15 protein-coding genes and 1 pseudogene are annotated in these 15,361 nt (G+C 66.7%); 7 read left to right on the top strand and 9 right to left on the bottom strand.

Annotated elements, in window-relative coordinates; genetic code table 11:
• Window positions 1–14 precede the first annotated feature (14 nt).
• Window positions 15–1,190 carry a M20 aminoacylase family protein gene (locus C5O79_RS16935; RefSeq protein WP_122477166.1) on the top strand — a complete coding sequence of 392 codons (1,176 nt, stop codon included), beginning with the start codon at window positions 15–17 and terminating at the stop codon, window positions 1,188–1,190.
• Between the two features lie 144 nt (window positions 1,191–1,334).
• On the opposite strand, the gene C5O79_RS16940 is transcribed toward C5O79_RS16935, so the two are convergent.
• The 4 genes and pseudogenes from C5O79_RS16940 to C5O79_RS16960 form a co-directional block, all read right to left on the bottom strand.
• Window positions 1,335–2,693: an aspartate aminotransferase family protein gene (locus C5O79_RS16940; RefSeq protein ID WP_122477161.1), complete on the bottom strand. Its 1,359-nt coding sequence runs from the start codon at window positions 2,691–2,693 to the stop codon at window positions 1,335–1,337.
• Between the two features lie 645 nt (window positions 2,694–3,338).
• Window positions 3,339–3,848 (bottom strand): GNAT family N-acetyltransferase, encoded by a 510-nt coding sequence (locus C5O79_RS16945; protein WP_122477159.1) that lies wholly within the window; start codon window positions 3,846–3,848, stop codon window positions 3,339–3,341.
• Between the two features lie 135 nt (window positions 3,849–3,983).
• A pseudogene (locus C5O79_RS16950) lies at window positions 3,984–4,088 on the bottom strand (transcriptional regulator); the annotation flags it as partial.
• A 324-nt stretch (window positions 4,089–4,412) separates the two neighbouring features.
• Window positions 4,413–5,060: a glycine zipper 2TM domain-containing protein gene (locus C5O79_RS16960; protein WP_046548769.1), complete on the bottom strand. Its 648-nt coding sequence runs from the start codon at window positions 5,058–5,060 to the stop codon at window positions 4,413–4,415.
• A gap of 448 nt (window positions 5,061–5,508) precedes the next feature.
• Here C5O79_RS16960 and C5O79_RS16970 point away from each other — a divergent pair, with 448 nt between their 5' ends.
• From C5O79_RS16970 to C5O79_RS16980, 3 genes are all read left to right on the top strand, one after another.
• Window positions 5,509–6,708: an amidohydrolase family protein gene (locus tag C5O79_RS16970; RefSeq protein ID WP_131931501.1), complete on the top strand. Its 1,200-nt coding sequence runs from the start codon at window positions 5,509–5,511 to the stop codon at window positions 6,706–6,708.
• Between the two features lie 85 nt (window positions 6,709–6,793).
• Entirely contained in the window at window positions 6,794–7,978 is a 1,185-nt protein-coding gene (locus C5O79_RS16975; protein WP_122477154.1) for an amidohydrolase family protein, read from the top strand.
• A 68-nt stretch (window positions 7,979–8,046) separates the two neighbouring features.
• Window positions 8,047–8,520, top strand: coding sequence for a nuclear transport factor 2 family protein (locus C5O79_RS16980; RefSeq protein WP_122477151.1), 474 nt, complete (start codon window positions 8,047–8,049; stop codon window positions 8,518–8,520).
• Window positions 8,521–8,618: 98 nt separating this feature from the next.
• Here C5O79_RS16980 and C5O79_RS16985 read toward each other — a convergent pair whose 3' ends face one another.
• The 3 genes from C5O79_RS16985 to C5O79_RS16995 form a co-directional block, all read right to left on the bottom strand.
• Complete coding sequence (locus C5O79_RS16985; RefSeq protein ID WP_046548765.1) at window positions 8,619–9,479, bottom strand: LysR family transcriptional regulator; 861 nt, start codon at window positions 9,477–9,479, stop codon at window positions 8,619–8,621.
• A 190-nt stretch (window positions 9,480–9,669) separates the two neighbouring features.
• Complete coding sequence (locus C5O79_RS16990; RefSeq protein ID WP_122477564.1) at window positions 9,670–10,359, bottom strand: nucleotidyl transferase AbiEii/AbiGii toxin family protein; 690 nt, start codon at window positions 10,357–10,359, stop codon at window positions 9,670–9,672.
• Window positions 10,356–10,835, bottom strand: a complete 480-nt coding sequence (locus C5O79_RS16995) for a helix-turn-helix domain-containing protein (RefSeq protein WP_039340418.1) — start codon at window positions 10,833–10,835, stop codon at window positions 10,356–10,358. The genes C5O79_RS16990 and C5O79_RS16995 overlap by 4 nt, the downstream gene beginning before the upstream one ends.
• Window positions 10,836–11,312: 477 nt before the next feature.
• On the opposite strand from C5O79_RS16995, the gene C5O79_RS17000 reads away from it, so the two are divergent.
• A complete protein-coding gene (locus C5O79_RS17000) occupies window positions 11,313–12,116 on the top strand; it encodes an ABC transporter substrate-binding protein (RefSeq protein WP_047851373.1) in 804 nt (267 codons plus the stop codon).
• Between the two features lie 39 nt (window positions 12,117–12,155).
• Window positions 12,156–13,004 carry a phytanoyl-CoA dioxygenase family protein gene (locus tag C5O79_RS17005; RefSeq protein ID WP_122477149.1) on the top strand — a complete coding sequence of 283 codons (849 nt, stop codon included), beginning with the start codon at window positions 12,156–12,158 and terminating at the stop codon, window positions 13,002–13,004.
• An 82-nt stretch (window positions 13,005–13,086) separates the two neighbouring features.
• Here the strand turns inward: C5O79_RS17005 and hutC are convergent, their stop codons facing one another.
• Both hutC and C5O79_RS17015 read right to left on the bottom strand, forming a co-directional pair.
• Complete coding sequence (gene hutC / locus C5O79_RS17010; protein ID WP_039340424.1) at window positions 13,087–13,824, bottom strand: histidine utilization repressor; 738 nt, start codon at window positions 13,822–13,824, stop codon at window positions 13,087–13,089.
• A gap of 30 nt (window positions 13,825–13,854) precedes the next feature.
• Window positions 13,855–14,397 carry an XRE family transcriptional regulator gene (locus C5O79_RS17015; protein WP_039340426.1) on the bottom strand — a complete coding sequence of 181 codons (543 nt, stop codon included), beginning with the start codon at window positions 14,395–14,397 and terminating at the stop codon, window positions 13,855–13,857.
• Between the two features lie 134 nt (window positions 14,398–14,531).
• Here C5O79_RS17015 and C5O79_RS17020 point away from each other — a divergent pair, with 134 nt between their 5' ends.
• Window positions 14,532–15,314, top strand: coding sequence for an aldolase (locus C5O79_RS17020; RefSeq protein ID WP_122477146.1), 783 nt, complete (start codon window positions 14,532–14,534; stop codon window positions 15,312–15,314).
• Window positions 15,315–15,361: the final 47 nt, after the last annotated feature.

Below are 15,361 nucleotides of genomic sequence, written 5' to 3' on the forward strand. Positions count from 1 at the left end.
ACGAGGCCAACGCCATGGACGCAACCGAAGAAAGCACGCTGCAGGGGCAACTGAAGACCTGGCGCCGCCATCTGCACCAGTTTCCGGAGACGGGATTCGAAGAGGTGAACACGTCGGACTACGTCGCGCGCATCCTGACGACGCTCGGGCTCGACGTGCATCGCGGGATCGGCGGCACGGGGCTCGTCGCGAACCTGACGGCCGGCACCGGCACGCGCGCGATCGGCATCCGCGCGGACATGGATGCACTGAACATCGCCGAGCACGCGCCGGGCCGCGAATACGCATCGTGCACGTCCGGCAAGATGCATGCGTGCGGGCACGACGGCCACATGTCGATGGTGCTCGGCGCCGCGCAGCTGCTGGCCGAGCGCAAGGATTTCGACGGCACCGTGCGCTTCATCTTCCAGCCGGCCGAGGAGCACGGCCGCGGCGCGAAGGCGATGATGGCCGACGGGCTGTTCGAGCGCTTCCCGGTCGACGCGATCTTCGGCGCGCACAACATGCCGGGGATGCGCGCGGGCACGTTCTCGACGCGCGCGGGCGGCATCATGGCGAGCGAAGACAATTTCGTGATCCGGATCGACGGGCGCGGCACGCATGCAGCGCGCCCGCACATGGGCATCGATCCGCTCGTGATCGGCGCGCAGGTCGTGCTCGCGCTGCAGACGATCGTGTCGCGCAATCTCGATCCGGGCCAGCAGGCCGTGATCTCGTGCACGGAGTTCATCACCGACGGGCTGCGCAACGTGCTGCCGTCGACGGTGACGATCAAGGGCGACACGCGCAGTTATTCGCGTGACGTGCAGGCGCTGCTGGCCACGCGGATGCGCGAGATCAGCGAAGGGATCTGCCGCACGCACGGCGCAACCTGCACGTTCGAGTACACGCACGAGTTCGCGCCGACGGTGAATTCGCCGGAATGGGTCGACACGGCCGTGCGAGCCGCGGCGCAGATCGCGGGTGCAGAGAACGTGGACGCGAACGTCCAGCCGATGATGATCTCGGAAGACTTCGGCGCGTTCCTGCAGGCGGTGCCCGGCAACTTCGTCTTCATCGGCAACGGGGAGGCGGCCGGTCGAGGCGGCGTGCCGCTGCACAACGCGGGCTACGACTTCAACGACGAGATCCTGCCGGTGGGGGCGCGGTATTTCGCGGAAGTGGCGCGGCGGGCGTTGAAGGCAGCGTAGCGCATCGCTGCATGATGCGGATGCGACGGGAAACGGCCCGCCGTGCGGCGTTCCGTTTCACTGTCAGGCGACACGAGCAGCGCGGCAGGCAACACATCGTGGCCGCGCTCGCGCGATGTGTGGCCTGCCGCGAATGTCACTGCATCAAACCAACTCGCCGAGACACGCGTCGAACTGCGCGACGAGCCGGTCGACATCATCGGCCGTCGTCTGCGGACACACGAGCATCATGTTGTGGAACGGCGTGATCAGCACGCCGCGATTCAGCAGGTACAGGTGCACGATGTGTTCGAGTTCGCTGTCGAGCTGCGCGCCGGCGAGCGTGCCGTTGCGCGGCGGCGTGGAGGCGAACTGGAATTCGGTGCGCGCGCCGATGCGCGTCACGCACCACGGCAGCCCGTGTTTCGCGATCGTTTGTTCGAGCCCCGCCGCCAGCCGCGCGGCGAGTTCGAACATGTGCGCATACGCCGCGTCGGTCGCAACTTCGGCGAGCGTTGCACGCATCGCATGCATCGCGAGCATGTTCGCGGTGAGGGTCGTGCCGATCCCCGAATGGCCGGGCGGCGCATTCAGCTTCGCCTGCTTCGCGCGTTCGGCAAATTCCGCGCTGAACCCGTACACCGCGCACGGCACGCCGCCCGCGATCGGCTTGCCGACTACCAGCATGTCCGGCTCGAGATCGTGCGCGACCGCGTAGCCGCCCGGGCCGCTGCTGATCGTGTGCGTTTCGTCGATCACGAGCAGCGTGCCGTAGCGGCGCGTCAGTTCGCGTGCCGCGTCCCAGAAGCCCGGATCGGGCAGCACCATCCCGATGTTCGTCATCGCGGGCTCGGCGAGCACGCAGGCGACATCGCCGCCTTTCAGCGCCGCTTCGAGCGCGGCGAGGTCGTTGAATTCGACGACGCGCGTGTTCGCGAGCAGGTCGTACGACTGCCCGAGCAGGCTGTCGCGCTGCACGGGGCGGCCATCGACGAGATCGACGAACACGTCGTCGACGGTGCCGTGATAGCAGCCGTTGAACACCACGATCGTCTTGCGGCCGGTAGCCGCGCGCGCCCAGCGCAGCACGAAGCGGTTCGCGTCGCTCGCGCTCAACGCGAATTGCCAGACCGGCAGCCTGAAGCGGCGCGCGAGTTCGCGCGACACCCACGTGGCGTCCTCGCTCGGCAGCATCGTCGTGTAGCCGCGCGTGGCTTGCTCGACGAGTGCACGCGCGACGGGTTCGGGCGCATGGCCGAACATCGCGCCGGTGTCGCCGAGGCAGAAGTCCACGTAGCGATGGCCGTCGACGTCGGTGAACGTCGCGCCGCGCGCCTCTCTCACATACAGCGAGAACGGCGTCGACCAGTCCTGCATCCAGTGCAACGGCACGCCGAACAGCAAGTGCTCGGAGGCTTCCGCGGACAGGGCGCGGGAGACCGGCATGGCTTCGGTGAACGCGTGGCGCTCGCGATCGAACAGCGCGCGGGCGCGGACGAGGTCGACTCCGTGGCGGGAAGGCAAAGGCAGCTCCTTGGGCTGTGAAGGTACGGAAACGATAGCGCGGGCGGCGGGGGGATGAACAGGGGGCGAAATTACCGAGGCGGATGGGCGCGCGCCGGATAGTCGGGCAATGGGCGAGCGTGTTTTATTTGATTTGGAGATGGCACTGGTAAATGGAAACCGAAAAGAATCGTGAAGGTTTCCATGGATTTTTAATGGGCTTTTCGCGATTGAAGTTTTTGCGCATAAACATACGACAACTTATCTCATAGGTCATCCATTCGAATGTGAGTGTGCGCACACATATGGGTCGTTGACTCAGTAGGAACGGGGAGGCGACAAATGCATGCCTTGCGTTGCTCACGTCTGCATCGGGTTAAATGGTGTGACGACGTATGAGTTGTGATCCCCGCACCCAGCGTCTCTCGCGGAAATCGACGCGTTCTGCCACGAAGGCCGCGGCCGGGTCGTCGTGCCGTCCGGCCACGGGTATTGCGCTGGGGCGGCCGATCGTGCTGCGGAGCAATGTCACGTTCCACATTGAGATGTGACGGTCGCCGGGCAAGGCCGTCAACACGACGTCACCGACAAGCGATAACGCGACGCGCAGAGAGGGAGGGTCGCTCGCGCGCTCGATCGATGCGCGCGAACGCAGGCTCGAACGCGTTACCCGAGCGTCTTGACCATGTGGTGTTCGTCGTAGAAGCGGCCATCGACGAACAACGAGCGCGGTTCCGTACCGAACCGCACGAACCCCTGCGACGCATACAGCCGCTCCGCATTGGCATTGATCTCGTTCACGCACAGCATCAGTTGCTTGCAGTCCCATTCCTGCGCCGCGTGCGCGGTCGCGCATTCGAGCAGCGTTTGCGCGATGCGTTGACCGCGATACGCGGGATCGACGAACACGCCCCAGATCGTCGCCTTGTGCGCGATCTTCACGCGCGCATCGCGGCGTACGCCCGTGATGCCGACGAGCGTATCGCCGTCGAACGCGCCGAACACGGCACGTTCGTGAGTCGGCGTGATGCGCGTCGCGAATTCGTCGACGGGCACCTGCGATTCTTCGGCGAGCGTCGGCAGGAAGGAGGTGGGGGCGGTGTCGACCGCACGCAGGCGAACGGTCTGGAAACGGGCGGCGTCGGCCGCGTCGAGCAGGCGGGTCGTGATCGTCATCGGGGGCGTTCCGGTTGAAGGCCGTGCATGCCGGCGCGGGCCGCTGGGGCCGCGGGATGCACCGTCCTCATCGTAACGGGAATCAGGTTGTCGCGTGGCGACGTTCGGCACCGCCGCGCGATCGAATGCAGATAGTCAGATCGCGTCGCGCGGCCGCTTTGCATCGCCGTCGACGCAGCACGCGAGCGCCTCGGCATCGGTGTCACCGAGGCGCGGGTACACGTGCCCGACCGCGCTGTCGAGCTTCGACGGCATCGTGTTCGGCGGCGCGCGCGTGCTGTCGGGTATGGCCGGCAACGGCGTCGCACTCGTGTCGGGCGCGGCGTCGGGCGTGTGTGACGGCCAGGCGTCGGGGCGCGGCTGTGAGTGCGGGAGAGCGGTCGTGCGACGACGTGCGTTGGAGACGGACGCGTGGTGTCGCGGAGATATCGGCGGCGCGTGATGCGCGCCGCGTCGGCATGAAGAATGAGGGCGAGGTGAAACAGGCGCGCCGTCGCGCAGAACCGGCGCCCGACGTCGAACGCGCGACGATGCGCCGATCAGCTCAGGCGCACCGCATCCGAATCAATAGCGCGCGAGCTGATTGCCGTTGATCTGCACGCGATCACCCGGACGCAGGTTGCCCGGCGATTGCACGTCGAACGAGCGCATCGAGCCGTCGCTGACCTGCACGTCGATCCGGTAGCTGCTCGGGCCTTGTGCTGCGCCCATCTGCTGGCCGATCTGGTTGCCGGCCACCGCACCGCCGAGCGCACCGATCACGGTGGCCGCATCGCGACCGTGACCGCGGCCGAACTGGTTGCCCACCAGGCCGCCGACCAGCGCGCCGACGACGGTGCCGGCGACGCCCGACGGGCCGACCGAGCCGTTGACCGGCTGGATGTTCGAGACCGTGCCGTATTGCGTGCCGTAGCCGTTGCCGTATTGCTGCTGATTGCCGTACTGGTCATACGGCTGCGACCCGTATTGCTGCTGGTTGCCGTACTGATCGTACGGCTGCGGCGCCTGGTTCGGATACGGCTGTTGCTGTTGCACGTAGCCCGGTTGCGAATACGCGGGCTGTGCGTAGCCGGGCGTTGCGTATTGCTGCTGCTGCGGATACCCCGGCTGCGCGCCGTAGTAACCCGGCGCGACGCAGGCGGTCAGCGGAAGCGCCGCGACGGCGACGAGCGAGGCGAACAGAACGGTCTTCGTGGAAGGCATGCGCATCATGGTGATTCCTGCATCGGCAACGGGTTCGCCGACGAATGCCGGGACGGGTGGCGAACTCGGCGTGAGTATAAGGAATGGCCGGAGGCGCGTCCGGTGCGGCCGGGTAACAACGTGTAAAGTCTGTTGCCGCGTAAATCGCCGCGCGGGCGGGGCGTGGGAGCGACGTGCGGCAAGGGCGCGAGATGCCCGCCTTCCGGCGATGCCGACGCTGCGCGGCCTTCGGTTTTTCCGTCGCTTTCCCCGTGATCCCGCCCCATCGCCATGGCCCGGCGGCGCGCGCGCCGCGCATCGCGAAATCGAATGCGCGGCATCGCGACATTTAATTGGCCTCGGGCGACGGCGTCCGATATCGTGGCCGGATTCCCCTGCCAACGGTCGCGCCGTGCAGGCTGCGGTGCCTTCCCCAGTCCGCGCCGGTGACGTGCCGCGACTGCCCACATTCCGAGCCATGACCGATCGTATCTTCATCAACGCCGTCGACGCCGGCGGCCAGCCCATCCACCTCGTCGTCCGTGACGGCCGCTTTATCGCGATCGGCGCCGATTGTGCGGCCGCGCCCGGTGCGGAAACGATCGACCTCGACGGCCGCGTCGTGCTGCCCGGCTTCGTCGACGGCCACATCCACCTCGACAAGAGCTTCGTCGGCGATCGCTGGGTGCCGCACGAACCGGCCGGCACGCTGCGCGAGCGGCTCGCGGTCGAGAAGCGCCAGCTCGCGGCCGCGCCGCCGATCGTCGAGCGCGCGAACGCGTTGATCGCGCAGGCCGCCGCATTCGGCACGGTCGCGATGCGCAGCCACGTCGACGTCGATGCAACCACGGGCCTGTCGAACCTGCAGGCCGTGATGGCTGCACGCGAGCAATGGCGCGGGATCGTCGATGTCGAACTGGTCGCGTTTCCGCAGGCGGGCGTCGTCACGTGCCCGGGCACCGCCGAGATCCTCGATGCAGCCGTGCGCGAAGGCGCGGACGTGGTCGGCGGGATCGACCCGACGACGCTCGACGGCGATGCGGACGGCCAGCTCGACATCGTGTTCGGCATCGCTGAGCAGCGCGGCGCGAAGATCGACATCCACCTGCACGAGCCCGGTGAAACGGGCATCGCGCAACTGCTGCGGATCGCGGCGCGCACGCGCGCGGCGGGGCTCGGCGGCCGCGTGAACGTGAGCCACGCGTACGCGCTGGGCCAGGTGAGCGATGGCGACGTGCAGCGCACGGCAGCGGCACTGGCCGACGCCGGTGTGTCGATCCTGACGAATGCGCCGGGCGACTGCGCGTTTCCGCCGGTGCAGGCGTTGCGCGATGCGGGCGTGCACGTGTTCGCCGGCAACGACAACATCCGCGACGCATGGTGGCCGTACGGCAACGGCGACATGCTGCAGCGCGCGATGATGGTCGGCTATCGGTCGGGCTTCTACACCGACGAAGCGCTCGGTATCGCGCTCGACATGGCGACGCACGCCGGCGCGCGCGTGATCGGCAAGGACAACTATGGAATCGCAGTCGGCTGCGATGCGACGTTCGTCGCGGTACGGGCGCCGAATGCGGCGGCGGCCGTCGCGGGCGTGCCGGCCGAGCGCTGGGTGTTCCGCCGCGGCGAAAGCGACACCGGCGCGCCGTTCGCCCCCGCGCTGCGCTTCACGCGCTGACCGACCTGACCGGCGGCACGGCACGCGCCGTACCCCCTTCGCACCGAACGCACTGACTGCACTGACCGACCCCACCGGAACCGACATGACGAACCTGCTGATCCGCAACGTCCGCCCGAGCGCCGATGCTGCGCTCGACATCCTGATCGAAGGCGATCGCATCGCGCGCATCGGCCCGTCGCTCGACGCACCCGCCGGCTGCGCGATCGAGGAAGGCGCGGGCGCACTCGCGTTGCCCGGCCTCGTCGAAGGCCACACGCACCTCGACAAGACGCACTGGGGGATGCCGTGGTATCGCAACCAGGTCGGGCCGCGCCTCGTCGACCGCATCGAGAACGAGCGCCACTATCGCGCGACGAGTGGCCATGACGCGGGCGCCGCGTCGCTCGCACTGGCGCGCGCGTTCCTCGCGGCCGGCACGACGCGCATCCGCACGCACGTCGACATCGACACCGAAGCCGGGCTGCGGCATCTGCACGGCGTGCTCGCGACGCGCGAGACGCTGCGCGGGGCAGTCGAAATCCAGATCGTCGCGTTTCCGCAATCGGGCGTGCTCAAGCGGCCGGGCACCGACGCACTGCTGTCCGACGCGCTCGCCGCCGGCGCCGATCTCCTCGGCGGGCTCGACCCGTGCGCGATCGAAGGCGATCCGGTCGAGGCGGTGGACGTGCTGTTCGCAATCGCCGAGCGCCACGGCCGCGGGCTCGACCTTCACCTGCACGAGCGCGGATCGATGGGCGCGTACTCGCTCGACCTGATCCTGCAGCGCACCGCTACACACGGCATGCAGGGCAAGGTGACGATCAGCCACGGGTTCTGTCTCGGCGATATCGGCGAACGCGAGCGCGATGCGCTGCTCGCGCGGATGGCCGAACTCGGCGTCGGGCTCGTCACGACCGCGCCGGCGGCGGTGCCGGTGCCGCCGGTGGCCGCGTGCCGCGCGGCGGGCGTGACGGTCATCGGCGGCAACGACGGCGTGCGCGATACGTGGACGCCGTACGGGTCGCCCGACATGCTCGAACGTGCGATGCTGATCGGCATGCGCAACGATTTCCGCCGCGACGATGCGCTCGAGGTCGCGCTCGACTGCGTGACGCACGGCGCGGCGCGCGGTTGCGGCTTCGACGGTTACGGGCTGCAGCCGGGCAGCCGCGCGGACGTCGTGCTGGTCGATGCGCTGACGTTGGCCGAGGCCGTCGTCGCGCGGCCGGTGCGGCGGCTCGTCGTGTCGTCGGGGAAGATCGTTGCGCGCAACGGTGCGCTGGTCTGAATGAAGCGTGAGTGCGGCGTCGCCCCCGGTATGATCCGGTTTTCAGCGGGATTTCCCGGGAGACGACGATGCGACGCACGACAGCGGCACGGGCCGCACGATGGATGGCGGCGGCCCTGTTCGCCGTGACCGCCGCGCACGCGGTAGCGGCCGGGCCAACGGGCGCACAGCAGGAAGCCAACCGGCGGACGGTGCTCGCGTTCTACGAAAAAGGCCTGAACGAGAAGGATGCCGACGCCGCGCTCGCCTACGTCGGCGATCGCTACGTGCAGCACAACCCGAACGCAGCCGACGGCCGCGACGGCTTCCGCAAGTTCGTCGCATTCCTGCGCGACAAGTATCCGCAGTCGCACAGCGAGATCAAGCGCTCGTTCGTCGACGGCGACTACGTGATCCTGCACGTGCACGCGGTGCGCGAACCCGGCACGCGCGGCAGCGCGATCGTGGACATCTTCAAGCTCGAGAACGGCAAGATCGTCGAACACTGGGACGTCAACCAACCCGTGCCCGAGCAGGCCGCGAACGGGAACACGATGTTCTGACGCTTACCGGGCGTGTGGGCGTGTCGACGCGCCGGCGGCCTCGTCGCAACGGCTGTGCCGCGGCGTCCTTCACATTGCCGCCGCATCCCGCCTGCTTGCTACTCCTCGAGCTCCAGCATCGTCGCCAGCGCCTTCGTCAGTTCGCTGACCATCGGGTCGGCCGTCGGCCGATGCAGGATCGCGATATCCATGTGCTCGATCGGCGCGAAGCCCTGCTTCGCGGTCAGCACGACGTGCTCGTCCGTCACCACGCGCGCGGGCAACACGCTGATGCCGAGCCCATCCGCGACGGCGGCCTGGATGCCGCTCAGGCTCGACGTCGTGAAGCTGATCCGCCAGCGGCGGCCGCGTTCCTCGATCGCCTTGATCATGTCGTCGCGATAGAGCCCGCGCGGCGGAAACACGACGATCGGCACCGGGTCGAGGTCGATCGACGGATGCTTCGCGCTGTCGATCCAGCGCAGCTTCTCGGGCCAGCGCACGACGGCCTCGCGGCTGTCGCGCCGCTGCTTGATCAGCACGAGGTCGAGTTCGCCGCGGTCGTACGCGGCGCTGATGTCGCGGCTCAGCCCGCACATCACTTCGAGCTTCACCTGCGGATGCGCGCGCTTGAACGCCGCGAGCGCATGCGTCGTGCGGCCTGCCGCGAAATCGTCGGGCACGCCGAGCCGGATCGTCAGCGCGACCGTGGCGCCCGACAGCGCTTCCAGCATTTCGTCGTTCAGCGCGATCATGCGCCGCGCATAGCTGAGCACCGTCACGCCCGCGTCGGTCGGCCGCACGTCGCGCGTGCCGCGGTCGAGCAGGCGGTGCCCGGCGATTTCCTCGAGCCGGCGCACCTTCTGGCTGACCGTCGACTGCGTCGAATGCAGGCGCGCGGACGCCGTCGTGAAGCTGCCGCAGTCGGCGACCATCACGAGCGCGCGCAGCAGGTCGAGGTCGAACAGGGGTCTATTCATTTCTGCACTTTTGCGGATTCGAGCATTTCATTTCCAAATGCGTGCGACGACTTTTAACATGGCCGGACGGCGTGGGCAATCGCGGTTTCGCCGGACGGGGCGTGGCGGTGCGGGGTGCTGGAAGCGATCCTGCTCGCCGCGGGTAAGGAGTGGTCAAACGGAGGCTGGTGGCGATCAGGCGCCGAAGGGGTCACCGGCGGCGTGATTTTTGTTCGGGTGCGCCATTGGGAAGTTTCTGCAGGAATGCTTCGGCCAGTTCGACGCAATAGTCGAACGATGGCGAATAGCCGAGTGTCTGGATGTCATCGAAGCGTGCCCGTACGAACGCCCGACGCTCGTGTAGCAGACGCAGAAACGTATCACGATGCCTGACGAGGAATGCACCGGCTGCCATCAGGCTCTCCGGTTCACGCTCGATGACCAGGCACAGATCGAACAGGTCCCGCGCGGTCGGTCGATCGCCACGGTGCCACATTTTCTTGGCGACGATCTCCGCGGAAGTCTCGACCTTGACGACGTGATCCATCAGCATCCATTCGTCGTAGCCGGGAGACATCAGATTCCGGGAGACCACGAAGTCGATTTCGCCGTCGGGCAGCACGAGCTTCACGAACCCGGCGTGTTCCTCGTAGTTCGTCGCGATGTCGGCTGCAGCATCGCTGATGCGGGGATTCACGTACCCGAGATACTGCGGATCGGGTACGAAGATGTCGACGTCTTTGCTGACGCGATGGCCGTGGCGCAGCATCAGGACTGTGCCACCACCAAACGTCCAGAACGGATTCGACGTGCCGTGCTTCCGTATCTCTTCGATCAGTGCCAGCGCGTGACGGAAGAGACCTTGCCATGGGCCGTCGGGCGAGGTGGATGGTGCAGTCATGCCCATACCTCCCGGTACAGGTGAAGATCCTTCGACCATGCGGCGAGATTCTTCCAGATGGTCCGGAGGGGCGTGCCCGAGCGCTCGGCGGCTTCCTCGGCGGCTTTCACCACCACCGGCAGCGGCACTTCGTCGAGGATGACGGAAAACTGCGATTCGTAGCCCGTGGGAATCCGTCCGGTAGCCAACGCGTCGGCTAGCAGCCGTTCGGTCAATTCGCCCTTGTAGCTGACGTTTGAACTCACGACGGCCTTGTAGAGACCGTTTTGCGGCTGCCGCGGTAGCGCAAGGAGTTCAATGCCGAGCACGCTGAGCAGCGGAATCAGCTTGTTGACGCCGAGATCCTTGACTTTGCCCGATTCGAGCTGGTTCACGGTGAGGCGAGACAAGCCGGCGAGTTTCGCAAGTTGGGCCTGTGTGAGGTCGAGTTCTGCCCGCCGTTTCGCAACGGCTTGACCGATTTCATAGAGTTGCATGGTGACCTCCCGGCGCGGATACAGCGATCTAGGATGTAAGGTATATCTTACATCTTTGGATGGGTTTTCGTCCTCCGAGAATTCCATCGTGGTATAGGGCGCGTCGCCCATAACACCGGAAAAGCTTGGTCGAGGCCGCGCCGAGATCGCCGGTATAGACTTCGTCATCCCACAGATATCCGGAAAAACACGCGCTGTGGCGGGAGTGCATCGTGCAGGGTAAACACCTCGGAATGCGATGAAATCCGCGTCGGGCAGTCATGTTCCAAGCCTCGCCGCATTCTTCCTTCCCGATTCGATCCTCCATCCACCCCGCCCCCGGTTCCCCCGCTTGCGCTCGAAAATTGAGCGGTCTAGACTGCAACGCAGTTTCATCGAAGTCCCTGTCTTTCGCGCACCGCGCCGGGTGATCCGGCGCAGCGCTCCCCATCGGACGCCGGCGTTCGCCCGCCGCGTCAAGACCTTCAAGGACCCGCCATGAACCGCACTGCAAAGCTTTTCGTTACCGCGCTGGCGTTCGCGCCGCTCGCGTCGTTCGCGCAGGACACGTCGACGATCCGCTGGGGCATCGACCCCACGTATCCGCCGTTCGAGGCGAAGCAGCCCGACGGCTCGCTCGCCGGCTTCGACATCGACCTGCGCAATGCGATCTGCGAGCAACTGCATGCGAAGTGCGTGTGGGTCGAGCAGGGCTTCGACGGGATGATTCCGGCGCTGCGCGCGCGCAAGTTCGACGTGATCATGTCCGCGATGACGGCTACCGACGAGCGACTCAAGCAGATCGACTTCTCGAACAAGCTGTATGCGTCGCCGGGCGCGCTCGTCGCGCCGGTCGGCTCGACGCTGCTGCCGACCGCCGCGTCGCTCGCGGGCAAGCGCATCGGGATCGACCAGGGCACGACGCAGGAGGCGTACGCGAAGGCCGAATGGGCGACCAAGGGCGTAACGATCGTCTCGTACCAGAACCAGGACCAGGTGTATCAGGATCTCGTCAACGGGCGCCTCGACGCGACCTTCCAGGACAAGACGCAGGCCGGCTACTCGTTCCTGAAGACGCCGCGCGGCAAGGGCTACGCATTCGCGGGCCCCGACGTGACCGACGTGCGGATCACCGGCTACGGCGTCGCGATGGGCATGCGCAAGGGCGACGAAGCGATGAAGAAGCGGCTGAACGACGCGATCGTCGCGATCCGCGCGAACGGCACCTACCAGAAGATCGCCGCCAAATATTTCGACTTCGACATCTACGGCGCGAAGCAGCAGCTGACTTCCGCACCGTGAATCCGTGATTCCGTGATTCATTCCATCGACAGGCACACCATGACGAGTATCCAGGATCGCGTCGCGCAGGCCGTGACGTCCGAACTGATCGCCGCGTTCCGCGAGGACGGGGCGGTCTGCATCAAGGGCATCTTCTCGCCCGACGAAGTCGCCGCGCTGCGCGCCGGCATCGACGCGAATCTCGCGCAACCGAGCGAGCGCGCGAAAGTCGCGAGCCGGCCCGACGATCCGGGTTGGTTCTTCGAGGATTTCTGCAACTGGCAGCACAACGATGCGTATCGCGACTTCATCGTGCGCTCGCCGGCGCCGTCGGTGGCCGCCGCGCTGATGGGCACCGACAACGTGCGGCTGCATCACGACCACCTGCTCGTGAAGGAGCCCGGCACGCGGCAACGCACGCCGTGGCACCAGGACCAGCCGTACTACAACATCGAAGGCGACGACAACGTCAGCATGTGGATTCCGGTCGATCCCGTGCCGCTCGAATCGACGCTGGAATTCGTCGCGGGCTCGCATCTCGGGCCGTGGCTGATGCCGCGCACGTTCATGGACAAGGAAGCGAAGTGGTTCCCGGAAGGCAGCCTGGCTGACCTGCCGGACATCGAAGGCGATCGCGCGGCCTTCCCGATCCGTCGCTGGGCGCTCGAGCCCGGCGACATGGTGTGCTTCCGGATGCTCACGCTGCACGCGTCGGGCGGAACGCAGAACCGTCGGCGCGCGTTCTCGATCCGCTTCGTCGGCGACGATATCCGTCATGCGCCGCGCCGCTGGAAGACGTCGCCCGATTTCCCGGGGCTCGCCGAGCAGCTGCCCGACGGCGCGCCGCTCGATCACCCGCTGTTTCCGGTCGTGTGGTCGCGCGGCGCGGGGCAGGTGCGCGCGATCTGACGTGGGCGGGTGTGCATGACGAACGCGGCGGCCGTTTCCTGACGAAACGGCCGCCGCACGCTTTTGTACTCGGGGAAAAGGATCAGGTCGGGTGGCGTCCGGCGCCCGGCTTGAAGCGCGAGCCGAGCCGGTAGCGGTTGCCCGGATGCAGGAAGTGCACGAACGTGACGGGTTGCCCGTTCGTCCAGGTACGCCGCGTGAGCGTGAGGCAGGGCTCGTCCGCACGCATGTCGAGCAGCCGCGCCTGCTCGCCGGTCGGCAACGACGCATCGACCACGTGCTCGATCTCCAGTTCGTAGTGCGACACGTTGTTGAACAGGTACTCGGACGGCGGTTCGACCTGGAAATCCTGGTCGATGAAGCCGGGCGCGGCGGCCGGGTTCACGTAGCGATCCTCGAGCTGGATCGGGCGGCCGTTTTCCTCGTGCACGCACACCACATGAAACACCGGCGTGTTGACCGGCAGGCCGAACGCGGCCGCGACGTCGAACGACGCGGGCTCGCTCGACTGGCTCAGCACGCGGCAGCGATATTCGTGCCCGCGTGCGCGGATTTCGTCGCGGATGTGCGCGATCATCAGCAGGTTCGACTGCGGCTTCACTTCGGCGACGAAGGTGCCGACGCCCGCGATGCGCTTCAGCACGCCCTCCTCGGTCAGCTCGCGCAGCGCACGGTTGACCGTCATGCGTGCGACGCCGAACTGGGCGGCGAGATCGAGCTCGGACGGAATGCGGTCCCCGGGGCGCCAGTCGCCCGATTCGACGTTCTGGCGAACGAGTGTCTTGATCTGCTGGAACGGTGCGGTGGCCTTCGTGACCATCGGGGATCCTTGCGCGAAAAGGTGACGATGCTAGTCGTCGTGACTGACGATGACCAGGATCTCCGCCTGCGCGGTGCCGAGGCTGCGCGTGCGGTGCGGGATGAGTGCGTTGAAATAGACTGAATCGCCGGCCTTGAGTTGCACCGTCTCGTTCGGAAATTCGATTTCGACGCGCCCCTTGTGCACGAACAGGAATTCCTCGCCTTCGTGCTCGCGGAACGTCGACGCGACGAATTCGTGCGGCGGATGCACGACGAACGGCAACATCTTCTTCGGCGCGACGCCGGCCGCGATGCTTTCGAAACGGTGGGCCTGGCTGTCGGCTGCCGCGCCCATCGCCGTGCGCTCGCCGGCGCGCGTGACCGTGATCAGCTCGCGGTTGTGACTTTCCGAGAACAACTGCTCGACGTCGACATTCAGTGCCTTCGACAGCTTCAGCGCGACCGCGATCGACGGCACGCTCAGGCCGCGCTCGACTTTCGACAGGTAGCTCTTGGTGAGGCCCGTCTCGTCGGCCAGCACGTCGAGCGTCCAGCCCTTCTGTTTTCTGAGCAGCTTCAGGCGAATCGTCATGGGGCGCCAGGTGTCCTTCGAAAAACCGATTGTAACGCATGACACAACGTGTCCTGTGGTGTATCGTGTGTCATGTTTTCCCGGGAAAGCGGCCGCGGACGGCGCGACCGACCCGATCCATTCAGGAGGTGAACATGGCGGAAACGCTGAATCTGACGAAGGAGGCACTGGTCGCGCTGGCGGAGCGGCGTCTGGACAACGCGGTGGGCGACAGCGGCTGGTCCGCGCGGCAGAAGCTCGCGCTCACGTGCCGGATCCTGTTCGACGCCGGTCACGATTCGGGCCTGGCCGGGCAGATCACCTGCCGCGCGGGCGAAGCCGGCACGTACTACACGCAGCGGCTCGGGCTCGGCTTCGACGAGATCTCGGCCGCGAACCTGCTGCGCGTCAACGAGGATCTCGACGTCGTCGACGGCGAAGGCATTCCGAATCCGGCCAACCGGTTCCATACGTGGATCTACCGCGAGCGCCCGGAGGTGAACTGCATCATTCATACGCATCCGGCGCATGTCGCGGCGCTGTCGATGCTCGAGCAGCCGCTCGTCGTGTCGCACATGGATACCTGCCCGCTATACGACGATTGCGCGTTCCTGAAGGACTGGCCCGGCGTGCCGGTCGGCAACGAGGAGGGCGAGATCATCTCGAAGGCGCTCGGCAGCAAGCGCGCGATCCTGCTGTCGCATCACGGCCAGCTGGTGGTCGGCAAGACGATCGAGGAAGCCTGCATCCTCGCGCTGCTGATCGAGCGGGCCGCGAAGCTGCAGCTGCTCGCGATGGCGGCCGGCGAGATCAAGCCGGTGCCGCCCGCGCTGGCGCGCGAAGCGCACGACTGGATCTCGAAGCCGAAGCGCGATGCGGTGACGTTCGACTACTACGCACGCCGGGCGTTGCGTACGCATCAGGACTGCGTCGCATGAGCGGACGATTCGTCGTTCTGTTATCGATCATCATTGAGGAATACCTA

This window comes from Burkholderia sp. SRS-25 (assembly GCF_004343765.1).
Lineage (GTDB): Bacteria > Pseudomonadota > Gammaproteobacteria > Burkholderiales > Burkholderiaceae > Burkholderia > Burkholderia contaminans.